This is a genomic window from Neobacillus sp. OS1-2, from assembly GCF_030915505.1.
Taxonomy (GTDB): Bacteria; Bacillota; Bacilli; order Bacillales; family Cytobacillaceae; genus Neobacillus.
In genome coordinates this window covers 1,614,394-1,638,254 of the sequence record NZ_CP133265.1, presented here as the reverse complement: position 1 = coordinate 1,638,254, position 23,861 = coordinate 1,614,394, and the positions used below count along the sequence as shown (strand labels likewise).

Below are 23,861 nucleotides of genomic sequence, written 5' to 3'. Positions count from 1 at the left end.
AGTGACAACGAAATTACCCCAAAAGTAGACACTGTTATGCCACAGATTTGACACCTTTTCGGAGGATTAAGACAAAATGTGATACACATTTAATATTTTTGTAACATAACTGGTACATTGGTTTGTTATAAATAGGGTACTAAGGAAAGGAGAAAGTGTATGCAAACGACAAGAAAGCGTATCATTCTCGTGTTACTTACCATGATGTTATGTGTATCAGGTTCAATGGTTACATATGCACAATCAAACAGCGATGCCCTACATAATGCCAAGCAGCAGCTAGACGAAAAAGAGAGATTAGTAGAGCAAAAGGTACAAGAACAGAAATCGGTCACTAAAGAAATACAAAATATTAAGCAAGAGTTAGAATCTGTTTACAATGAGATTACGAAGAACAAAGAAGAAATGGCAAAAACTCAAGCGAAAATCGATGAAACGAACAAACTCATTGAAGCGAAAAAAGAGGAAATTGTTGTGCTTGAGGACAAAATGCTCGCCCGCCAAGATATTATGAAAAAACGGGCAGTAGCGATGCAGCAAAATAGCAACGTCAATCTGATCGTGAACCTATTCTTTGAATCTGATAGTATTTCAGATTTCATCCAGCGTGCCAGTGCTGCGTCACAGCTAATGGATGCCGATAAAGACATTTTGACAGCGCAAAAAGAAGACCTTAAACAGATTGAAAAAGATAAAGAAGAGATTGATCGCCAAGAGAAGGTCTTAGAAGAAGGTCAGAAGGCGCTTGCTGCTCAGCAGGCAGAACTTGATCAAAATATGCAAAAGCGACAACAAACCCTGTCTGCCATGCAGGAAAGATATACCCAAATTGCGCAGCAGGTAGCGCTTGCCGAGCAGGAGAGATCCGGGCTTGAAAATCAAATGAAAGATATACAAGCTAAAATTAGTGCAGAGCAAGCAGCGGCAAGTGCACGGGTAGCCGCTGTATCCGCTTCGTCAACCCCTGCTCAAGGAAATGCTGGAGTAGCGATAAACGGTAAAGAGATGTATGTTACAGCGACCGCATACACTCCATTTGATGGGGGAACCATTACATCGTCTGGCTATGATATTGCAGCCAATCCAAATATGAAATTGATTGCAGTGGATCCGTCCGTTATCCCAATGGGCAGCAAAGTATGGGTAGAAGGGTACGGTGTAGCCATTGCTGGTGATACAGGTGGTGCCATTAAAGGTCATAGAATTGATGTACTTATGCCAACAAAGGCAGCTGCGTATTCATGGGGCAGAAAAACTGTAAAAGTTGTAATTTTGAATTAGAAGCTTAACATCATACACAGAATGCAAAAAAGAGACCTAGCACGGGGAATTAACCTGGGTGGGTCTCTTTTTTTGTCCTTTTGATTCCTAAAATTGGATATTTATGTTAAAATAGAAGTAGAAAGTGCGGCGAGAATCCCCAGTGTAATGGAGGGAAGATATGTTAACGATCCCGAAAAATAAGTGGCTATTGTTCGGTTTATTACTCACGCTAGTGATGGGTTCAAATGTATTGGTTTATCATGCAGAATGGGCCGGTTCTCCTCCACCTGGAATGGTATTGGGCTCCTTATTTGACTTCATCATTACCGTGCCGTTACTTGTTTATATTTTTATCATAAGAAAGCGCTATTCGTTGAAATATGTGCTGCCCGTTATGATCGCGGGATATGGTGCCGCAGGATTGATTATTCCAAAAATCTACCTATCAGGCTTTTCTTTTGTAAAATATATCTTATTTGCTGGCGAGGGTGCGTTTTTAGTAGTTGAACTCTATGTAATCTTTAAGCTACTGGTGAAAGTTCCGGCAATCATCAGGAGTTACCGGACAACCGAAATCGCAGCTGCAACTGAAAATCTGACCTTTCAACATCGAATGGAACAAGCATGGAATCAACAGATGAAACCCACTCGGGTGCGCGATATCGTTTTCTCCGAAATGACGATGGTTTATTACAGCCTATTTTCTTGGAGGAAGAAACCTATATCTGGAGAGCGATCATTTACCTATCATAAAAAAACAGGTGCGATTGCACTCTATATTATGCTCATTCACGCGCTTGTCTTGGAATCAGTCGGGTTTCACTTTCTGCTTCATTCATGGAATCCTACGGTCGCCATCATCGCGTTGGGGCTAAATATTTATACGTTATTATTCTTTGTAGCAGAAATCCAGGCCATTCGCCTTTGTCCAATGATCATTACCGACACCCATTTATACCTGCAGGTCGGTTTCATGAAAAGGTTAACTGTACCTCTCAGGGAAATTAAAAGTTTTCACTATTATCAAGGTCCAGAAAAATTAACAAAAGTGGAAGCGCGGCATGTTTTTGATGCAACCGTAGCAGACTTTATGAAGGAAAAGCCAACTTTTGAGTTGGAGTTTGTGCAACCGGCAGAAGCTAAGCTCCTCTATGGATTTAAGAAAAGGGTAATGAAAGCGCATCTAAGGCTTGATGAACCGCAAAGGTTTTACACTGCACTCTCCGAAAAAATGAATAACATGGGCAATGTCTAAAAGTGCTTGCTAAGAAAAAGGGGGAAGATTCAAGTGAGTTTATCAGTGACGTTAGTAATACTTGGCGTTTACCTTTTATTATCGTTGATTCTATTACCTATGCAGTATTCCTATGTGAAGGAATTGAAAAAAATGGACCAAAAGCGGAGGGAGCAGGGAATCAGCCAGAACGAAATGTATGACAGAATGGGTTTTGAACAACAGCAATTGAGTTTCAACGCGCAAGGAAACCCGCTGTTTATCGGCGCAAATATATTCGCAACCATCCTTTATAAGTGGAAACATAAATAGAAAAAGAAAAATGCAAAGGCGCGGGGCCTTTGCATTTTTCTTTGCTGCCTTTTGGATGGTGCCTGTCACCAATATTCCCACCACCACAGTGGGAACATCGCAAATGGTGCCTGTCACCAATAACCATCCAGCTACCTTTGCCATCATCCTAAATAAACTAAGTTCTTCAGTTCATCGGTTGATAATTCGGTGATCCAGTTTTCGCTGGTGATGATTTGGTCGTTTAGGAATTGCTTTTTCTCGAGCATGGCGTCGATTTTCTCCTCAAGCGTCCCAGTGCAAATCAGCTTATGCACATGGACGAACCGTGATTGGCCAATCCTGTACGCACGGTCGGTGGCCTGGTTCTCAACGGCCGGATTCCACCAGCGGTCATAGTGGATGACGTGATTCGCCGCAGTTAGGTTCAAACCGGTTCCGCCCGCCTTCAACGACAGCAGGAATACAGGGAATTCTCCATCTTGGAATCGCTCAATCATCGTATCACGCTGCATTTTCGGTACGCTGCCATTCAAAAACGGCACCTCAACCCCAAATTTCTTCTTTACAGTCGCGCGGATCATTTCGCCCATTTCGATATATTGCGTGAAGATGAGACAACTTTCACCCTGTTCCAGAACAGCATCCACCAGCTCGACCAGCTTCTCTAGCTTATTCGACCGCTCTAACAGCTCGCGTCCTGCCGCCCGTTCCTTTAAATAAAGGGCGGGGTGGTTACACAATTGTTTCAAGCGACTAAGCATTTGTAAAATTAAACCCTTGCGCTCAAAACCCGATAATTTTTCAATTTCAGCAAACGTGTCATGAATCAACTGCTCATACAAGGAGGCTTGTTCTGCCGTAAGGGGGCAGTACTCCTTTTGCTCCAGCTTATCTGGGAGATTAAGGGCAACCTCTTCATCCCTTTTCGTCCTGCGCAGTAAAAATGGCCGAATCAACGATTGGAGCTGCTGAACCTTTTCCTTCTTCTCATTCTTTTCAATCGGAATGACGAACTTCTTCTGAAACTGGCCCAAACTACCGAGATACCCATGATTGGTAAAATCAAAAATCGACCACAGTTCGGAGAGACGATTTTCCATTGGTGTGCCCGTTAACGCGATATGATGACGGCCGCGTAACTTGCGCACCGCCTTCGATTGCTTTGTCTGCGCATTCTTGATGTTCTGCGCCTCATCAATTGCGACTGAGCTCCAAACTAGCGATTGAAACTCTTCAGAATCGAGGTGGCTTAATCCGTAGGAAGTCAATACCACATCGGCAGCTTGCACTTTCTCAGAAAAAGCCTCCTCCTTTAGGCGGTTTGACCCATAATGTAAATATACGTTCATCTCGGGAGCGAAACGCTCCAGCTCCTTCTGCCAGTTCCCCAGCACAGACGTCGGACAGATAATCAGCGCCGCATTCGTCGGAACCTTTTCCTTAGGAGCATCCGCCGCCGCGTCTCCAACAACAGTTTTCCTCTTCCGCGTAGTGCTATTGGTGACAGGCACCATTTCATTAGCCTCCACCGTGTTAATAGTATCAACGGTGACAGGCACCGACTCGTCCCTGACTTTCAGCAGGTAGGCGATGAGTTGGACGGTTTTGCCGAGGCCCATGTCATCGGCGAGGCAGGCGCCAAAGCCGTGCTCCCGCAAGAACCAAAGCCAGCTCATGCCAAGCTGCTGGTAGGGGCGGAGTTCACCGTTCAGCCCCGAGGGAACATCCGTTAACGGGATTTCATGCACTTCCGACAATTGCTTGATCATCTGTTTCCATTGACGATTCAATTCAATTTGAATTTTCGCAAACGCCTTCGGATTTTCCAGCTCGTCGCCCTCAGCCTCGCCATGATCTACCAGCTCCTGCTCAAGCAAATCACGGACATGCAAGCCTTCCTTTTCAGCACGCTTCATCAAATCCTGAATTTGTCGAATAAACTGCGGGTCAAGCTTCACCCAACGACCGCGAATATAGACAAGCCGCCGCTTTTCTTCGACAAGCTGCCCAAACTCCTCCTCGGACAAGTCGACACCATTCATCGAAAACCGCCAGTTGAAATCAAGCATCGCCTGCAGCCCAACAAACGATGGGCGATGACTTGACCCACCCTTCAGCGATGCCTTCACCTTCAAATTGGCATTTTTCATCGCCTGCCACCAGGAAGGAAGAAGGATTTCAACATCCAAGGCAACAAGCGTCTCACTGGCCTCCGTTAAAAACATCCACGCTTCTTCTTCGGTAAGATGCGTTTTAAAAAGGCCATCCTCACCGCCCAGCCATGGAATCAACCGAACCCAGCGTTCCCGCTCACGCCCCACTTTATCTAAAAAGGGCCGCCACTTCGCAGGAATCTTCCCGGTACTAGCACCAGTGCCATCTACATCAACAATGTGATCGTCATTTTTCTTTCCTCGTAAAAATACATCCAGGCTCCACGCACCCTCGCCATCAACAGGTTCATCCAGCCGCAGCCCAATCGTAAAGGGTGTATCACTTTCTTTAATCCCAACCCACTCAAGCCAGCTTTCCTCATCAAAATAACGAGCCAGTTCCACACCCGAAATATTTTGCTTTTTCAACAAATCGAGCTTCGGTCCGAACAGTTCCTTCATCGCTGAATTTCTTGTTAAATAAGCATCAAGGGCGCTGTTAAATAAAGAGGATATGTAGCTCTCCGTCGTGACAAGGTTATTTTCCAAGGATTCAACGGACTCATCGCCGGCGGCAGCGAGATCCTTAACGGCTGGAACCGTATTCTCATCCAACACCTTTTGCTCCCAAAACGACGAGTCAAATTCATCCTTTACCCGCTCCGGCAGCTTCCAGCGGAAATCACCAGAGGGCCCCCAAACTGAAAAATCAGGGAGCCAATCCTTTTCCAGAATACCTTCATGAAGCGAAAAGGCGGCCGCCAGACAAATCTCAGATTGATCATTCCAGTCCCACTCAATAAAGCGATTGAACGACTCTTTAGCAAAAAGAGAGACCAGCTGCCAGCCTGTCACCACTACGCCCTGAACCCCGTTCACTGTCTCTGTTTCCAGAAGTGTGCCAAAGAAGCTTTCCTCATGGCTGCTAAAAACAAGGTTCTTCCACCTGGACGGGTTCATAGTGGAACCATGTTCATTCTGAGCCGTTAGCAGATAACGACCATCTCCTAATGTAGTTGTCAGTAATTTCATAAACCTGGTTTTCAGCATGATCAAACGTACTCCTTCAACGGGGGCAGGGCTAAAAACAACCGCAACCCATAGATATAAAAATTATGCACAATAACTGCCCTTATGGCCCGTCATGAGGACGGAAAGCAGAGAGAAGTGGAGAAAACTGTCCACATAACCCCGTCATGAGGCCGGAAAGCAAAGGGAAGTCGCGAAAACTGTCCGCATAACCCCGTCATGAGGCCGGAAAGCAAAGAGAAGTCACGAAAACTGTCCTCATAGCTTGGGCCCCATCTATAAACAGGTCATCCCAAACCAGGACCCCCAAAAATCAGCACCAACCCCTATGACAATCCAACCCTATCACAACACTACAACATAGCTGCACAAAAAAGGCCCCTTTTACACATCAATCAACTTACTCCGCCGGCATTCCTCTTGAAAGGCCCGCAGCCGCTTGGTCCGCTCCAGCAGCGTATCCAAGAAATACTGCCAATCATCGACGCGCTTCAGCTTCTTATACAACGTCCGCAGCTTCTTCAAATGCCGCACCGCCATCCGGTAGCTACCGCGATTCTTCTGGTCAATCTCACGCTGCGCCGTCTGGTGCAGCATCGCAAGAAGCACCTCCGGCCGCTCCTTCTCAACCACTTTCAAGCGATCCTTCGGCAACTCATAAAAGTCCAACCCAACAAACGCCTGAAGCTCCCCCCAGCGATCATACTGCTTGCGCTCAAACAACAAATACTCATACTCCCCAAAGCTATACGGGAGCATCACAAGCAACGCCCGCTCGTACACATCCAAGCGGTCCTCCTCCGCACAATACGGCGCCACCGCCCGCAGTGCATTCCGTACAAACGTCGCACAGCTATGATATCCGGCCAACAACTCCAAATACGGCTTTACCTTTTGCAAAAACAACTCAATTAACGGCCCGACCCGGCGCCACGCCTTCAAGCCCGATACATAATCAATCCAATACACCAGATACGGCGCAATCTCCTCCGCACGAAACAGCCCGATTACCTTCAGCGCCTGCTCATCGTCCCCAACCAGAAAATTCAAATGAACACTAGCCGCCATCAACGGCAGCGGATTCTCCCAATCCTGAAGCCCTTTCAGCCCGGCCTGAATCTTCACCAATTCCGCCTCACGCCACGGCTTTTTTTTGAAAAAATGGACCCACAACAGACGGTACAAATATATCCGCTCATACTCTAAGCCGCTCGCACACGTCAAGACCGCAAACGCATCGTCCTTCAACTTCTCAATAAACTCATCAAACGCAAACGGCAGCGATTGGACGCCAATCTTCACCGCCAAACCCTCGGCATCTTCCATTAAATGATGGAACACATGCAAATAGGCACGCTTTACCGTGGCCTCATCATGACCCAGCCGCTCAGACAACGCTGCCAGCTTCCGTAACGAAACCACAATCGCCACCAACTCATAAAGCAAGCGCCACTCCTGTTCGACCGGGGCACTCGCGTGAATCCGCCGCTCATAAATTCCAAACAACTCCGGAATCACATACGGACTCGTATGCTGTTTCGAGGCAAGCAGCGTATCAAAACTCACCTCAAACGAATGCACCCAACGGCCGTAATCAGGCTGGAGCACACCATTCGCCTTAATCAAATCCTTCGCCGTCTGCATCCCCCAGCCAGCCGCCGCCTTTTGCGCGCGAATCGGTTCGCGGAATAAAGAGACCCAATCCGCCACACTGCCCAGCTTCGAATACGCACTGAAAAACACCGCCAGCTGATGGCGGCACAAGCCCTCCGTCGGGCACGAACACTCACAGAGCGCCAAAAAGTCGAGATCAAGCAGCACCTTCACCGGCGTCACATCTTGCACCACCGCCGTCACCGTATGCTCCCCGCTATCCACCTGCTGCACCAACCCCTGCCGGTACAGCATCAGGCCCTTTTGCACAAGCTTCGCATCCTCCGCCCTATTCGGGCTCAGCAGCTCCCGCAGTTCTCCGGAAAATTCAAGCAATAATTCCGTCGCCTCCAAGATTGCAACCCCCTCTTTTTGGAAAAATAAACAACGCCTATCCAGCCAATTTCTATAAAATGTATGTACGTCCGTCATTAAAAATCGAAAAATCCATATTCCTCTATTATACCCAAAAAATCATGATTAGAGGAGATTGAAGTCTTTTAACAAAAAAAGCCCGCCCGCTTTACATCACGGGGTAGGCTCAGAATGGGGTTGGTCATTTTTAGATAAAGTAGAAAAATACTCAAACAACTGCGTAAGATACCTGTTAAGCTCAAACCCGTCTTCATTAGCAAACTCCGATAATAGCAAACTATTTTCCTTCATCACATAATCCCTCCCTATCTAAAGTATGGACAGGGAATGACTCTTTTAAACACAAAAAAAGCCAATCTTCAAAAATAGGAGATTGGCCTTCGAATCCTAGTAAAACCGCTTAAATGCAGCGAAATGGGCGGTATAATAGGTACTTTTTAAATTGGAAATCATGATACCGTGCGTCTCATCAGCGTGGATAAATTGATCGCCGCCGAGATAGATGCCCATATGGGAAATTCCTTGTTTATATGTATTTTGGAAAAATACGAGATCGCCAGGCTTAGGGTTGTCCACATAATAACTGCGATCATAGAACCCAGCTGCCGAATAGCGGCCGATTTTCGTACCGGTTTTGTTCGCAACATAATAGATGAACCCGCTGCAATCAAAGCCGGAGAGGGAGCTGCCGCCCCAAACATAAGGGATGCCCATTAAGCTCTTTGCTACAGTGACCACATTACTTGAATCCACAACAGTCCCGGGTGCGGGTGCTGTAGTAGTGGCCTGGCCTGTTACGTTAAGCTTTTGCCCCACGTAAATCATGTCGGAAGTCAGATTGTTGAGTGCCTTCAAGTTCTGGACGGTCATTTGGTATTGCATCGCAATTTTTCCAAGGGTATCGCCACTTTTGATGATATACTCACCTGTCCCGGAAGAAGGCTGCGCGGGTGCTGCCGGTGTCGTTACTGCCGGCGGTGCTGGCGTGTTCTGCTGCTCACCGGAAACCTTTAGTGTTTTCCCGGCATAAATCAGATCGGACAATAAATTATTAAGTGATTTCAGCTGTGAAACACTCATGCCAAATTGAACCGCAATTTTGCTCAGGGTGTCGCCACTCTTGATGGTATATTCCCCAGTCGCTGCCGGTGTCGTGGGAACGGTTGTGGATGGTGCCGGTATGTTAGGCTGCGGTGCTGTCACGGTAATAGACGTTGCCGGAGACACCTTCAGTTGCTGCCCAACATAAATCAAGGTACTCGTCAGATTATTCCACTGTTGGAGCTCAGCGACCGTAATATTATAACGGTTGGCAATTTTGATCAACGCATCGCCGCTAACAACGGTATAGGTATCTTGCTGTACCGCCTCAACGGTGGTGGTCGCTGGACCCGTGGAAATTTGCAGAATTTGATTTTCAAAGATTAGGTCCGATTTCAAACCGTTCTGGGCTTTAATCTCATTAACACTTGTCTTATATTTTGAAGCAATTTTCGATAGGTTGTCACCCTTTTGTACTTTGTACGTATCGGCAAGGGCAGGCCCGGCAAAAAGCGTCGAAAAAACAGCAGTTGTCGATACAGTGCGGACAATAGATTTCTTCATCTCGTAAAAATCACCTCAAATTTTCATATTTTTCTTCATTTTACCATAGTTTGCTAATGTCTTGGCGAAAAAATTGCGAAACACGAAGAATTTCCCGAGAAATTAGAAGGATTTGCCGAAAGCGTGGGAAATGGGGTGAAGCAGTGGACGGTTCTTTTGCTTCACATGAGCGAAATGAAAGGTTCATAAAGCCCTTAACCGTGAAAAAATTGAAGAGTGGAAATAAGCTACTAATGTAAAAAGCGGGCCCAGATGAGGGAATTAGCATGGTTCGATAAATAAGCGGAGAAATTCCTCTAATATATCAAATAGCACAGAAAATTGCCTAAATAGACGGAAGGATTCCGACTATTGACTCAAAAAACGTAAAAATGAGTATTTTTCTTGTGCTTAATCGGAAAACCTCCGCTTATATACCCCGAACCGTGCGCTATTCTGCAGACTAACCGAAAAATCTCCGCCTATTTTAACAATCACTGGTTACTCAATTAAGGATAAAATAGGTACAGATTGAAAAAAACGTAAGTCATTGTTATCAAAAAGCAGCGTAAAACCCCTAGTTTTAGATAAGGGGATATAAGCTGTATTTTGGTTGATTTTTTCATCGAAAACTAGTGAGAACACTATACTTTTTGGTGAAACCTGATATAATTAAACTATAAATAGAACATTTGTTCCCAACGGAAGGGGGGAATACGATGTACAGTTCCTATAAAATTCAAATTCATCCTCATCATGAGTTGTTCGATTACTGTGATTCCTTATGTTTTAAGGCGAAAAATTTGTACAACATCACCAATTACTATATTCGTCAGGTTTATACAGCATTAAGAAAAGAAATAATAAATGAAAATCAGCTCCAAGTGTTAAGTGATATTAAAACCTATTTACCTCAAATAAATGAAATTCGTCTGAAAAGCTATGAAAAAGCGAAAGCAAAACCTAAGAAGGTTGACAAAAATGGAAAACTAATTGTACCAAAGTTGAAACTCTTCGAAATGCCAACCCAAGAGAAATCATTCATTGGATATACCTTTGTGGAAGCACTATTTAAGGTCATGAAACAGATTGACTACACCTCAATGCCCTCTCAGTCCAATCAACAAACGATGAGGAAAGTTTATGATGATTGGAAAAGCTATTTTGAAGCCTCTAAGAAATATAAACTCAATCCTGCTAGATTTTCCGGTAAGCCGAGGATTCCAAAATATAAATCTAAAAATAGCTGTACAACGTGCTATTTGACAAATCAAATTACTGAAATAAAAAATGGGAATATACTAAAATTACCAGGAACCGATCTTCAACTAAATCTGGGGAAAGTCGCTCATTCTGAAGGAAAATTACAACAGGTTCGTATTGTACCTTCCTATGGCCGCTATGTAATAGAGATTGTTTTTAAAAGTGAACAAGAAAAGGAAATCAAAAGAACGGATCAACAAAAAAATGAATTTGTATTTGAGCCGAGACGGGTAATGGGTATTGATTTGGGTGTCGATAACCTGGCAACTATTGTCGATAACACGGGGCTGAAACCTCTGCTTATCAAGGGCACAGGGCTAAAATCAACCAATCAATACTATAACAAATTAAGAGCTAAATACATGTGTATTATAAGAAATGGGAAGGTTCCAAAAGAAGGGATATTTACCACTAACCGGTTGATTTCCTTGGATCGAAAAAGGAATAACCGCGTCATGGATTTTTTGCATAAAGCAAGCGCAAAAGTGGTGGAGATTGCCTTAAAAAGAACGATCGATACCATCATCATAGGAAGAAATGTTGGTTGGAAGTCGAAAGTAGAAATGAAAAAGCCTGATAAGCAAACGTTCATTCAAATTCCGTATGCAACTTTCATTGAAATGATTCGATACAAGGCTGAACGTCAAGGAATTCAAGTCATCGATCGTGAGGAGAGCTATACCAGCAAGTCTAGCTTTTTGGATAATGATCCAATCCCAACTTTCGGGGAGAATCACCATCCTGATTTTAGTGGATATCGGTGTAGCAGGGCTTTTTACAAGATAAAGGGGTCAAATGTTCTCATTCATGCGGATGTAAATGGTGCCTTTAATATTGTTCGAAAACAAGTTAATGATGCCTTTGTAGGACTTGAAAGAAAACATTTCCTTCAAGCCCCTAAAAAAATCATCATAATGAGAAAAAAAGCAAAGCTGAAGGCCTTGGCCTGATGTATTAGCGGGACTTGTGGTAGCCCACGAAAAGACAATGGGGGCTTTTAAAGCTTATTCTTTCGAAACCCCTAACTTTAGTTATGGGGATACTCATAACAAGCCAACCAGTTGAAGTCCATGGGAAATCCCGTCATCATCAACGGATCTTGTTACATATTTGGCGGATGCCTTTACTGTTTCTTCTGCATTCCCCATGGCCACACTATTTTTTACAGCTAAGAGCATTTCGATATCATTCAGCCCATCCCCAAAAGCATAGTGTCGTTCGGGAGGAATCGCTAATTTCTGTACGATCTTTTCGATTCCTTTCGCTTTTGACCCGCCCTTTGGAAGAATATCAACGGAGACAGGATGCCACCTAATGAAATCAAAGTCATGATAGTCCCGTTCGTATTGCTGTTCTTCCCCTTCAGGACAAAATAGGAGAGTTTGATACAATTCACGCCCTTTGTAGTAGTGCGGGTCGTGCGAAGGGAAACGATCAATTTTTAACGTTTTAATGCTTTCCTTAATATAGGTATGTTCCGGGACATTTGCCCTCATATCTTCATGATCCATAAAGACAACAGGGTGCTCGTTTTGAAGCGCCGTTTCCGTTAACTTTTGCAAAGAGGTGACATTTAATGGATTGGTATAGATTACTTCTCCATTTAACACAACATATTGTCCGTTATAACTGACAAATGTGTGAATATCCAATTCTTTACGCAAATCAGCAAACATAAAAGGGGCCCGTCCCGTTGCAATCGCTACAACATGTCCCTGTTCCTTTAATTTAAAAATGGCCTCTTTCGTTGATAGGGGTAATTCTTTATCGGAGTTAAACAAGGTACCGTCAATATCAAAAAAAATAACGCTTTGATTCATCACGTTCAAACCTACTTTCAAAGTTAATCGTTAAATAAGATTACAAAAACACCCACATTATATGTAAGTGTTAAATATAATACGTAACGATTATTTTTTCCAGTTTACTGCTGGTGCCTGACACCACTTTCCAGTAATTGGGTAATTCTCCCCGTTTGAATACTCCGAATGCAGGACTAAATGACCAAAAATTGTGACCAAAGAGGAGTTTCTCCCTTTTATAAAGAAATGATACTAAGAATATTCCATTTTAAGGGAGAGAACTCCATGAGAAGTAGCCGTCCATATAAATCTCCAAATGCTGCCCTGCTGTGGTCGCTGGTGCTGCCAGGTTTTGGACAGTTGTATAACAAGGATTATTTTATGGGAATAACGTTGCTCGGATTAGAGTTCTTGATCAATCTAAAGTCCAATCTCAATCTGGTTCTGGTAAACTCCTTTAAAGGTGACATTCTCGCTGCCCATCAACCAGTAAATTACAGCTGGGCGCTGTTTTACCCATCTGTCTATGGATTTGCAATGTGGCAGGCATTTAACACGGCAAGGGCCAATAACCACAAACTGACAGGCAACGAGGTTGAAAAAAGAACGTACCTTACCGGTTTCTTTATTGGTCTGGTAATTGGCATGGATTTCGGCCTATTTTGGCATGACTGCCGCTATATAAAGATGCTCCCATTTTTAGACTATCCCGTTTTTAACGGAATCGTGCTTGGGGTGCTGCTAGGCCTAGTAGGTCATTTTATTGAAAAAAAACACTATCGAAAAAGTGCGTGATTTGCCACATCTATGGCGCGAAGGGAACCGCGTAATCGACAGTGAACGAAGGTTATACGACCGTAATTAGGGCGTTGCCGCCAATAAATGAAGGCTATCCGACAGGAACGGAAGCGTATGCGATAGTAAATAGCCGTGGTCGACCACTTCCACTAAATTTCAAGGGCACTTGTAAAAGTTAATCAACTACCTCCGAGTTACTTCAACAAAAAGCTACTAGTAAGCGTTGAAATGCCACAAGAATGTAAAATTAGATTCACTCCATTTTCAGGAATAAAACCTCCATAAAGTGACAATTTTAGTTTTTTGACAATTTATAGTAAATAATCTAAGATATTCTTATTGATTATTATGTTTTTCGGCAATATTAAAAGGGTATTTCATTTAATGCCATAGTTCTAGTTCTAGGTATAAAAATTAAACATATGTATGAGTAGTTGAAATCCAACCCATAATAAACATAACTGGGGTGATTTAGATGTCAAATTATAGTAATTTTTTTCACAGTTCTGTTCGATCTCCTTACACATCTTACCAAATTGAAGATAAAAGTTTTAAAGAAAGAAATAGTCTTGTTTTGGAATTGTATAGCTACATCTCATGGGTTGAAAAAAATATAAAATATCTTGATGGCATTGGTAATATTACAAAAAAGGTAATCCAAAATGATACTTCTGTTGATGTAACTTTAGATGTTTATGATGCATTTAAATCCTACTTTAAAAAGGAAGTTAAACTATTACTTAACGAACTATTTAAAACCATTATTCGCGAACCGTTAGATCAAAATAATATTGATAGGTTTGAAAAATTATTAAATTTAATAAAGGAACCATTTGAAGAAATAAAAAATTATCCTTTAAACAAAAAATTACATGTGGAAGAACTTAATGGTTGGATTTTATCACTAGTGGAAACCTTAGAAGGTTCCGTCCATAAATTATTGAAATTCATAAAAAAGGTGGGATACAATTTGGTTTTATCATCTCAAGAAATTGCCGAGATAGCCAGGACAAACCCAAAAAAGGTATCTACCAATTATGACAATAGAAACGATTTTTATGGTGACTCTAATATAGGTGGCAAAATGCCATCTTCTTGTTTTACTGCTGCATAAGGAGGATAAAGAAAATGGCAGAATCCAAAGAATTAATAGATTTACCTGATCCAGATGATTCTATTTCATATAAAGAGTTTGTTTCTAATATAGAGATTGATAGTGTTAATATTAGAAAGTTAAATATGGAATCAGTCGTAGCTCCTAATGAGATTGCAAATCTTATGAAAGATGGCGATAGAATAGAAATTGATCTAGAGCATGAATTTAAGTTAGAAAAAAGATTAGAAGAAAACAACTCCTTTTTTGCTTTAGGGATTGTACAAGTTGCTGCAAGAGTTAAAAACAATGTTTTATTTCTAATCGAAGTAGAATTAGTTATAGAGTATGATACCTCTTTAAGTAAACAGGTAATCCCTGATGAGATTTACAATGATTTTGTCCAAAACAACGTTCCTGTGAATCTTTGGCCGTATGCAAGAGAAGCGATTCAAAGTGGAACGACAAGGATGGGTTACCCTCCATTAACTATTCGACCGTATCGTGTACTTATGTAGGAGATTAAAAAATGATTAGGTTAGAAGGAACTGAAGAACATCCTCGCTATAATAATAGCGATCATATTGTAGAAAATTTTAATAAATATCTTACAAATTCCTTTTATAGGTATGTAATTATGCTGTCTATTCAAGATCCATACAAATTTAGAGATCCAAATAATATAGTTGAAAATGCTATAAGTGAAGCCTTTTTAATGATAGATACTACCCCTGATGAAGGTGATTTAGCTAGTTTAAGAGAGGTACTTTTAACTTTTGTTTCATCAAAGAGATATATGGATGATTTCAGAGGCCCCTTATTTGAACAAATCATCCGTTATTCAGGGCCAGAGAATCCTATTAATAACTATAATCCCAAATGTAATTCCCTTGAAGAAGCGCAAATCTTTTGTGAACGTACATCGTACAATAATGGTGATTGCGATAAAAATGTGGATCTAGTTTTTTTTGAAGAGGGGCTTAGGATTAACCCCAATTGTTTTGAGGTTGAGAGATTCATAGCGTGTGAAGTTAAGTGTAATATAAATTCATTTATTACTGGAATAGTTAATGCCTTGAGAAAAGGTAAAGAGTTAATGGTAATTAGCAATTATACAAAATTATTATACCTAAAAGAAATATTTTTGCATTTTCAGGGATTGTCTACAGTACTTATTTGTACATTAAATGGGATAAATGCTTTTTCAAAAATGTTCTTGAAAGATCATGACCTAGAGTGTTTAGGTATCTGGGAGCCTACGAATTAATAATTGGGCAAAAAAGGAGGCAATTTTATTTGCCGCCTTTTTTGCATTCTAATAATTGCACAGATGTGCCAAACATGGGTGCAGATTCTGACCCCAATACCTGAAAATTTAATTTGCTGGGGAAGCGAAAGAACCGTCCCCTGCTTCACATGAACACCCTCTCCACCAGCCAAATGGCGCCCATGGCTACGATGGCGTAGGATCCATAGGTGACGATTTTTCGGGAGCTTTTCAGCTTGAAGAGATAGGCCAGCAATGGGAGCAGCAGCAACACGATGGACAGCTGTACGGCTTCGATTCCTAGGTTGAAGTTCACTAAGGCAACGGCGAGATGGCTTTTGGGGATGGCCATTTCTTTTAAAATAGAGGCAAAGCCGAGGCCGTGAATTAAGCCGAACATAAACGTGATACTCCAGCGATGGCGGATCTCTTTGCGAAAAATGTTCTCTAAGGCGACGTAACAGATACTGAAGGCAATGACAGCCTCGACAAACCGGGACGGCAGTGTGACCACACCCAATACCGCCAAGCTAAGTGTGATGCTATGGGCTAATGTAAAGGAGGTCACAATCGCCGCGTATTGTTTAAAGGTTTGCTTCCGTAGCAGCAGGGCAAACAGAAACAATAAATGATCATACCCAGTCAAGATATGAAGCATACCCAACTTGAAAAAGGAAAACCATGAAGAAGTGGACGATCTTTCGGCAGGTTGCACGGCCGCACCGCGCTCATCAGGCTGCATAGCAGACCCAGCACCCAACCCCGAGCCCTGTTCTTGCTGCACTTCCGTTACCAGCATCGTCCATGTCCGCTCGGAACCCTGCAGCACCGCCTCACTGGTTTCGCCCCGATACGAAGCCGAAATCAAGTTCACATAGTTGGTGCCCGTATCATTGAAATAAAAGCCATCGTTAAAGACAACGGTCTCTCCAGGAGCAACCGACGGAAAGGTCATATCAACAGAAAGGAATTCCTTGTTTTCCTTTTTGACCAGCTCCATTTTTTTAACGACAGGTGTCTGCTCTTTGTTATCCACATCAAGGATAAGGCCCTCGGTGAGCAATTCCTCCAGATGATGGCGCTCCTTTTTGATTTCCGACTTTTCAAGCATCCAGTTTTTGTTGGCATCGATTTTTGGCAGTAATTCAAAAATCGACAAGGTATCAAGCGTAAAGATGATTTCTGTCTTTTTCTCTTCCATTTTGATGGTTGTATAACTAGCACTGTAGGCATGTGCCGAAGCCTGTCGAGGATAAAGACAAAGAGCCACGAGAAAAGCCAAGAATAATGGCAGGAAGCTTCGAATTTTGTTGAACATCAGGATCACGGTTATCCTCCTAGTAAAATAGTTTTTGACTTAATATAAACATACCCTGAAAGCGTTTGTATACATGGAAAAACTTTTTTATTAACTGCCTTAAAACTATATATCTTTTATTCTGAAAATTCCGTAGAATAATAGAGCGATTGAAATTTTTAAAAAAAATTTACCTATCAGGAGGGGAAATAGTGAAAGGGAAAAGGTGGAAGTTTAAGCGCTGGACAAGCACGTTTTTAGCCGCACTCCTATTGGTCAGCACGTTTTTGCCAAGCAGTTTCATGGGCAGAGCATTTGCGGAACAGGCCGATCATGTCGTGATTTCTCAGTATTTTGGCGGGGGAGGCAATAAAGACGCACCGTACAATAAGGATTTTATCGAGTTATACAACCCGACAGAACAAGATATGGTCCTTGATGGCTGGTCTGTTCAGTATGCTTCTAAAGCAGGTACGACCTGGTCAGTGACGCCATTAAAAGGGACGATTCAGGCACATGGCTACTACCTCATTTCTGAAGGCGGCGGCTCAACTGGTGTAGACATACCAGTAGCGGATGCACAAGGGTCCATCGCCATGTCAGGCACCGATGCAAAAATAGCTTTATTTAAGGATAAAACCACTGCGGCTACAGGCCAAAGGCCTGAAGATACGATCGACTTTGTCGGTTTGGGTGCAGCAGATGCCTTTGAAGGCAGCGGTAAAGCTAAGGCTCCGTCTAATACCACAAGCGTCCAACGCCGACCGTACGCCAATGTAGACCCGGCTCCTGGCAAAGGCAACGCCTGGGATACCGACGATAACGCCGCGGACTTCTACACAGGTCCTGTTGCAGCACCTAGAAACACAGCAAGCCCAACGGAAGCTCCGATGGTTCCGGTGACAAGCTTGCAGCCTAAAGGTACGAACATTCAAGTGATCCAAGACGGCACATCGGTTACCGTCACAGGACAACCAGAAGCAGCAGAGAATGGGTCAATCATCCATATATATGAAACGGTTTCTAAAGGAGCGGTGCTGGCAACTACAACAGCATCAGCCGATGGTTCGTTTACGATTGACTTCACTTCCACAAAAGCACTGTCCTCTGTTTTCGTAGCAGCGACACAGACGGACTTAGATGAAAGTGCGGCCATCCAAATCAATGTAGCCCAGCCAAGTTCTTCCGTGGCACAGGAAAAGTTAAGCTACGTGATCGCCGATGGTGTGGGGACATTAATTGGCGGCGCAGGTACCGCTGCAGCAAATGCGATCATCAATGTGTATCCAAATGATACAGCCACCAAAGCGGAAAAATTAAATGCAGCCGACATCATCGCAGGGACTGCAGGAGATTTCCAACTAACCATTACCGACAACCCACCAAATACCGTTTATGTCACTCAGATGACAACCTCTGCGAAGGGGATGATGTTGGAAAGCGTGCCAGTGTCGGTGACCAAAGCCGATACAACTGTGATTTCCAAGCTTGCAGAAGTAAGAGCTTCAAATGAGAAAGGCCAGCCGGTCAACCTCAATAAGTTTTTTACCATTGAAGGGGTAGCAACGGTCGACAATCAGATTCTCGGCACGCAAAAGCAAAACTTCTATCTCCAAGATGAGACAGCCGGGATCAATATCTTTGCGACTTCACTAGAGACCGCCTTTAAGGTGGCGAAAGGCGACAAATTACGGATTACAGGGAAAGTGTTAGTGTATAATGGCTTGACCGAATTTGAACCGACCGCTATTGAAAAAATAAGTGAAGGCAACGCCATTCCTGCAGCCAAAAGCATGACCATCCTTGATTTAAATACCTATGCAAATGCTGAACCGGCCGAGGGAAGCCTCATCACCGTTACGGGAAAAGTTTCAGCAGTGGCCGCTTCCGGCGCCAACTACAACGTTACGTTTGTAGATGAAAACAACAAAGCGACGACCCTAAGAGTCATGGACGCTACTGGCATTAAGCCTGACACCGATCTTATGACTGGAAAAAGTTATACGGTGACAGGTGTTTTAGGGCAATACACGACAAATGCGTCGGCAACAAACGGGTACCAGGTATACCCACGTGATGTGAAAGACATCGCTCCCATTCTTGGCATTACCCATACAGAATTAAAAGAAGTTTTTAAAGGCGCAGATGTAGAATTTGAAGCCCATGCAGACGGTGCCGAATCGGTCATTCTTTATTACCGAGCAAAAGACACCACTGACTATACGGCATTGCCCATGATCAACAGCGGCGATGGCCGATACACGGCAAAACTAGCGGCAGCAAGCGTACCGCAAAACGGCTTTGACTATTATATCGAAGCAAAAGCAGGAACAAAGACACAAACGGCAGGTACGAGCGAATCTCCATATGCCGTGACACTAATCGAAGACACATTTGGACCGGAAATCAGCGGCGAAACACCACAGAATACGACAAAAGTTGAAAGTCCAACACCTGAAATCTCAGCACTACTTACCGACCCAAGCGGTGTGGACGAATCTACCGTTCACTTGTGGTTCGATGGCAAGGAGCTAACAGCACCAGAGGCAACGATCAGCAAAACACAGGTAAAATACACACCTAAGACCGACCTTACACTTGGCACACACACGGTCAAGGTCGCAGCCAAAGACGTAAAAGGCAACCTAACCGAAAAAGAATGGACATTCGAAGTGGTTCCGCGTTTTACCGGCGGCCAGCATTTCCGCGGGACAACCCATAACCACACGAATATTTCTCATGATGGCGCAGGAACACCTGAGGATGCCCTAAAAGCAGGGAAGGCCCACCATTATGATTGGTTTGCTTTTTCCGATCACTCCCATGATATCGATCCTGAAAAATTAGGAACGGACACGGTGGTTCGTGATGGGATGCAGGAGAGGACCGGCGGATCGCAATGGCAGTTAACCAAAGACCTGGCAGCCCAATATACAAAAGAAGATTATGTCGTGTTCCCGGCATTTGAAATGACCTCGACCACGTGGGGCCATTCCAATATCTTTGGTTCTGACAACTTTATCGACCGGAACATTAATGGCAAGCAATACCAGGATTTAAGCCAGTACTATGCATGGGTGATGACGTACGATGACATCGTCGGTCAATTTAACCACCCGGATATGTCGGCGAATGCGTTTAACAACTTTAAGCCTTACAACAAAGACGTCGATAAGTTATTTACGATGTTAGAAGTAGGAAATGGCTCCGGCCACTATGGCTATGCCAATGCTGAAGGGAAATATTTTTCCGCATTGGATTTAGGCTGGCATGTGGCACCAACGTATGGCGAAGACAACCACGAAGGTACATGGGGTCAAGTGAATGCGCGTACCGTCATTGTGGCGGACGATCTCACGCAGGCATCCTTGCTTCACTCGATGCGCAATATGCGTGTGTACATGGAAGAGGATCCAAACTTCACGTTGGATGTAAAGGCCAATGGCTACTACATGGGTTCCACGGTAGATAGCAAGAGCCTGAAGTTTACCGTCAACGGCAGTGACACGGTCGCTGAAGCCCATAACAACAGTGACTATAGTTATTTGCCAACAAGCTATCAATCCGATGACCGCATCGCGAAAGTGGAACTGATCACAAACGGCAACAAGGTTGTGGATTCGATTACGCCTATGGCAAAAGAGTTCGAATGGTCACCATCCTACACCGTTACTGGCGGTCAGCAATGGTTTGTCGTTAAGGTAACGCAAATGGACGGCGAGCGCATTTACTCTTCACCGATCTGGTCGAAGGAAGAAGCGGTTGACGTCAAAGTGAACAGCATCGATATTGACGGCGGCGTGATCATTGGCGGTAATCCGGCGACAGTAAAAGCAACGGTAGCCAATAACGGGACACAAGTCGTGAAAAACGTCAAAGTAGACTTCTACTATGATGAAGTGAAACAAGAGAATCTGATTGGCACAGACACCATTTCTTCGATCTTAACGAAGAGCTCTGCGACAGCAACAGCTACATGGGACAGCCCATTAAACGGCGACCATAAACTGATGGCGGTGGTGACGTCCCTAGATGGACTTGACCTTGGTGATGTGTCCTTTACATTACCTGTAAAAATTAAAGAACCGCTCGGGGTGAAAGTCGTCATCGATGCCGCCCACGGCAACGAAAACACGAGCGCTGACAGCGGCACGTACAAAGATAACTTAAAAGCCTTCACGCTCATGCTGCAAAAAGAAGGCTACACGGTTGTGGAAAATAAAACAGTCCTTACAGATGAAGCATTAAGCAATGTAAAAGTACTCGTGTTAACCCATGCAAGAACAGCCCTATCGGCTGATGAACGGGCAGCGGTGGCGAAGTTTGTGAAAAACGGCGGCTCGCTATTAATGGCCGGCAAGAGCAACAACAGCACGAACCCAACGATTAATAATCCATTATTAACGGATATCGGTTCGGCTATCCGGATGGGCAACGACGGTGTTTTCGATGACAGCAAGGATGGAAACTTCTGGAGCGATCCAAAGGTAAGCCCGTATGCAGTAAGGGTTCACCCGGGACTAGTGCCCAACTATATCACCGACCGTGTTTCGTTTGTCGATTACTATAGCGGCACAAGTTTGTCAGGCGCTGACAATCAACCGTTAACGGAAGCTGGCAAGGTAACGATTTTAGCAAAAGGAAATGACACAACCTATCAAGGAAACATCAAAGGCGGCTACACTTATGACGCGGTTTCCGATGAAACGGGCGGTTCAGCGATTCCGTTGATCGCTTCAGAGGAAATTGGTGACAATGGCCGTGTCATTGTTTCCGGGATGAATATTTTCAACGATAAGCAAATGGACGAGTCCTACGAGCCGAAAGGGAACGATGAGATCTCGCTAAATGCGGTCAACTGGCTGGCCCATCGTGAAGCGAAGGTAAGGAAGATTGGCGATGCCCGGACATTGGCTGAAAATACGGATGTTGTGGTGGAAGGGACAGTGACCACAGGTGCTGGTGTCTTCTTCGATGCCTTTAACCTACAGGACGAAACTGGCGGCATCATGGCCTTCCAGGAGGTGCCGGATGGTTCATTGAAACCAGGCGACAAGGTTCGCGTGTACGGACATATTAAGATTTTTGACAACAATCTGGAGCTGGAATTTACCAATTTTGCGAAGGATGTTATAAAAATCGGTACAGGTGATCCGCTCGAGCCAAAGCTTGTCCCAACCGGTGAAGCGACATCTGCGGCCAACCAAGGCCTCCTTGTAAAAGTAAAAGGAAAAGTCGTATCCAAATTTGATGATAATTCCTATGTCATCAATGATGGCTCTGGAGATGTATTAGTGTTTACAGATGGGTACATTGTGAATCAAAGCAATGTGCAGGTACCGGTTCTGAAAACGGGTGACACCTTAGAAGCAGTTGGTTTATCCGGCGCATTTGCACAAGGTACGCGGATCCGCGTGAGAGACACGAGGGAACTCGTTGGCTTTGATACGACGGCACCAGATGCACCGGTGGTACACGGTGTAACAGATGCGGACGAAACCATCACCGGAATGGCGGAGGCCGGTTCGACGATAACAGCGAAGGTTAACGGTGATAGTATTGGTACGGCAACTGTGAATGAGGACGGTACCTTTACGATTACCATTGCCAAGCAAGCAGCGGGTACGAAAATTACCGTAACAGCTACGGATCAAGCCGGTAATGTAAGCAACGCAACGGAAGTAACAGTAAGCGATGTCACGCCACCGGCAGTTCCTGTAGTAAACCCTGTCAACGATAACGATGTTGTCATTACGGGTACGGCAGAAGCAGGAGCAACGGTTACGGCAACTGTGAATGGCAAAGAAATTGGCAAGGGTGTCGCCAACTTCAGCGGTGCCTTTGCGATTTCGATGGCAAAGCAAACAGTCGGTTCAACGATTGTCCTAACGGCTGTTGATGCTGCTGGGAACGTTAGTCCGGCAGCCGAGGTAAAAGTAAAAGACGAAAGAGTAACAACAGTAACAGTAAAAACAGCGACATCCGGTACCCAGGTGTTTAAAGAACCTAGCCAGTTTATTGCCACTTCAGAAGGAAGCAGAACGCCTGAATATCGCTTCAGTATTCTCGATAAAAAGGGCGATGTGGTCTTCTTCCAAGATTATGGGGCCAGCGATACAGTGACCTGGACAGCAAAAAATCCCGGGAACTATGTCATTGTTGTTGAAGCAAAGGACAAGTATAACCAGGGATTATTCTCCACTTACACGGAGGCTCTGACAGTAATGACCTTTAATGTGGCAGCGGGAAAAGGAAAAGGGAAAGATAAGGATTAATAGTGAGCTAAAGGTGGAAAGAGTGCGAACATTTACTCTTTCCACCTATTTTTATGACCCATGTCGGCCAATCCGTGAAGACGGATAGCATTTTTGGTATTTTTAATTTCCACTATCAAAATGGTAAAAGGCTAGGTATGAAAATATGTCGTGATTGGAGGAAAGTGCGAAGTAATGAATCCAATAAGTGTTAGGAACCCATTTCTATTAAAAAATCCCGAAAGAGGTATCCAATCGGCATTATTGGAGCCCGATTCTATTAAAAAATCTTGAAAAAGGTATTCAATAGGTGTTATTGGAGCCCGATTCTATTAAAAAATCTTGAAAAAGGTATCCAATGTATAGCGGGGGACGGTTCTTTTGCTTCAGCTAGGATACTCCCTGAACAGGACTGCATTTTTAGGTTTCCACTATCAATATGGTAAAAAACCCAATTTCCCCCTCTAAAATCCAGAAAATTAAAACTATAATAGAATAGAAT

At 43.9% G+C, this 23,861-nt stretch carries 14 protein-coding genes; 9 read left to right on the top strand and 5 right to left on the bottom strand.

Annotation, left to right across the window (positions count from 1 at the left end; genetic code table 11):
- The first annotated feature begins 159 nt into the window (after positions 1-159).
- The 3 genes from RCG19_RS07965 to RCG19_RS07955 all read left to right on the top strand — a co-directional run bounded on the left by RCG19_RS07965 (position 160) and on the right by RCG19_RS07955 (position 2,809).
- Positions 160-1,281 carry a 3D domain-containing protein gene (locus tag RCG19_RS07965; protein ID WP_308110417.1) on the top strand — a complete coding sequence of 374 codons (1,122 nt, stop codon included), beginning with the start codon at positions 160-162 and terminating at the stop codon, positions 1,279-1,281.
- A 160-nt stretch (positions 1,282-1,441) separates the two neighbouring features.
- Positions 1,442-2,518, top strand: coding sequence for a hypothetical protein (locus RCG19_RS07960; protein ID WP_308110416.1), 1,077 nt, complete (start codon positions 1,442-1,444; stop codon positions 2,516-2,518).
- 33 nt (positions 2,519-2,551) lie between these two features.
- On the top strand, positions 2,552-2,809 hold the full coding sequence (locus RCG19_RS07955; RefSeq protein WP_308110415.1) for a DUF3949 domain-containing protein: 258 nt from the start codon (positions 2,552-2,554) through the stop codon (positions 2,807-2,809).
- 143 nt (positions 2,810-2,952) lie between these two features.
- Here RCG19_RS07955 and RCG19_RS07950 read toward each other — a convergent pair whose 3' ends face one another.
- The 3 genes from RCG19_RS07950 to RCG19_RS07940 all read right to left on the bottom strand — a co-directional run bounded on the left by RCG19_RS07950 (position 2,953) and on the right by RCG19_RS07940 (position 9,606).
- Entirely contained in the window at positions 2,953-5,994 is a 3,042-nt protein-coding gene (locus tag RCG19_RS07950) for a DEAD/DEAH box helicase (protein WP_308110414.1), read from the bottom strand.
- 363 nt (positions 5,995-6,357) lie between these two features.
- On the bottom strand, positions 6,358-7,980 hold the full coding sequence (locus tag RCG19_RS07945; RefSeq protein ID WP_308110413.1) for an SWIM zinc finger family protein: 1,623 nt from the start codon (positions 7,978-7,980) through the stop codon (positions 6,358-6,360).
- Between the two features lie 408 nt (positions 7,981-8,388).
- Positions 8,389-9,606 (bottom strand): C40 family peptidase, encoded by a 1,218-nt coding sequence (locus tag RCG19_RS07940; RefSeq protein WP_308110412.1) that lies wholly within the window; start codon positions 9,604-9,606, stop codon positions 8,389-8,391.
- Positions 9,607-10,304: 698 nt separating this feature from the next.
- Here RCG19_RS07940 and RCG19_RS07935 point away from each other — a divergent pair.
- A complete protein-coding gene (locus tag RCG19_RS07935) occupies positions 10,305-11,798 on the top strand; it encodes an RNA-guided endonuclease InsQ/TnpB family protein (protein ID WP_308110411.1) in 1,494 nt (497 codons plus the stop codon).
- A gap of 93 nt (positions 11,799-11,891) precedes the next feature.
- On the opposite strand, the gene RCG19_RS07930 is transcribed toward RCG19_RS07935, so the two are convergent.
- Positions 11,892-12,671 (bottom strand): Cof-type HAD-IIB family hydrolase, encoded by a 780-nt coding sequence (locus RCG19_RS07930; RefSeq protein ID WP_308110410.1) that lies wholly within the window; start codon positions 12,669-12,671, stop codon positions 11,892-11,894.
- Positions 12,672-12,935: 264 nt separating this feature from the next.
- Here RCG19_RS07930 and RCG19_RS07925 point away from each other — a divergent pair, with 264 nt between their 5' ends.
- From RCG19_RS07925 to RCG19_RS07910, 4 genes are all read left to right on the top strand, one after another.
- Complete coding sequence (locus RCG19_RS07925) at positions 12,936-13,445, top strand: hypothetical protein (RefSeq protein ID WP_308110409.1); 510 nt, start codon at positions 12,936-12,938, stop codon at positions 13,443-13,445.
- Positions 13,446-13,923: 478 nt separating this feature from the next.
- Entirely contained in the window at positions 13,924-14,562 is a 639-nt protein-coding gene (locus RCG19_RS07920) for a hypothetical protein (RefSeq protein WP_308110408.1), read from the top strand.
- Positions 14,563-14,576: 14 nt separating this feature from the next.
- Positions 14,577-15,059 carry a protein-export chaperone SecB gene (locus RCG19_RS07915; RefSeq protein WP_308110407.1) on the top strand — a complete coding sequence of 161 codons (483 nt, stop codon included), beginning with the start codon at positions 14,577-14,579 and terminating at the stop codon, positions 15,057-15,059.
- An 11-nt stretch (positions 15,060-15,070) separates the two neighbouring features.
- A complete protein-coding gene (locus RCG19_RS07910) occupies positions 15,071-15,808 on the top strand; it encodes a hypothetical protein (RefSeq protein WP_308110406.1) in 738 nt (245 codons plus the stop codon).
- A 145-nt stretch (positions 15,809-15,953) separates the two neighbouring features.
- On the opposite strand, the gene RCG19_RS07905 is transcribed toward RCG19_RS07910, so the two are convergent.
- The gene (locus RCG19_RS07905) at positions 15,954-17,126 is read right to left on the bottom strand and encodes a HupE/UreJ family protein (protein WP_308110953.1); all 1,173 of its coding nucleotides are present in this window, start codon (positions 17,124-17,126) and stop codon (positions 15,954-15,956) included.
- A gap of 191 nt (positions 17,127-17,317) precedes the next feature.
- Here RCG19_RS07905 and RCG19_RS07900 point away from each other — a divergent pair, with 191 nt between their 5' ends.
- Positions 17,318-23,380, top strand: a complete 6,063-nt coding sequence (locus RCG19_RS07900; RefSeq protein ID WP_308110405.1) for a DUF4350 domain-containing protein — start codon at positions 17,318-17,320, stop codon at positions 23,378-23,380.
- The last annotated feature ends 481 nt before the right edge of the window (positions 23,381-23,861 follow it).

Bases quoted from the DNA above. Each gene is read 5' to 3' on its own strand.
- RCG19_RS07935 (WP_308110411.1), top strand. From the start codon at position 10,305: ATGTACAGTTCCTATAAAATTCAAATTCATCCTCATCATGAGTTGTTC.
- RCG19_RS07950 (WP_308110414.1), bottom strand. From the start codon at position 5,994: ATGCTGAAAACCAGGTTTATGAAATTACTGACAACTACATTAGGAGAT.
- RCG19_RS07925 (WP_308110409.1), top strand. From the start codon at position 12,936: ATGAGAAGTAGCCGTCCATATAAATCTCCAAATGCTGCCCTGCTGTGG.
- RCG19_RS07940 (WP_308110412.1), bottom strand. From the start codon at position 9,606: ATGAAGAAATCTATTGTCCGCACTGTATCGACAACTGCTGTTTTTTCG.
- RCG19_RS07905 (WP_308110953.1), bottom strand. From the start codon at position 17,126: ATGTTCAACAAAATTCGAAGCTTCCTGCCATTATTCTTGGCTTTTCTC.
- RCG19_RS07920 (WP_308110408.1), top strand. From the start codon at position 13,924: ATGTCAAATTATAGTAATTTTTTTCACAGTTCTGTTCGATCTCCTTAC.
- RCG19_RS07910 (WP_308110406.1), top strand. From the start codon at position 15,071: ATGATTAGGTTAGAAGGAACTGAAGAACATCCTCGCTATAATAATAGC.
- RCG19_RS07965 (WP_308110417.1), top strand. From the start codon at position 160: ATGCAAACGACAAGAAAGCGTATCATTCTCGTGTTACTTACCATGATG.
- RCG19_RS07915 (WP_308110407.1), top strand. From the start codon at position 14,577: ATGGCAGAATCCAAAGAATTAATAGATTTACCTGATCCAGATGATTCT.
- RCG19_RS07960 (WP_308110416.1), top strand. From the start codon at position 1,442: ATGTTAACGATCCCGAAAAATAAGTGGCTATTGTTCGGTTTATTACTC.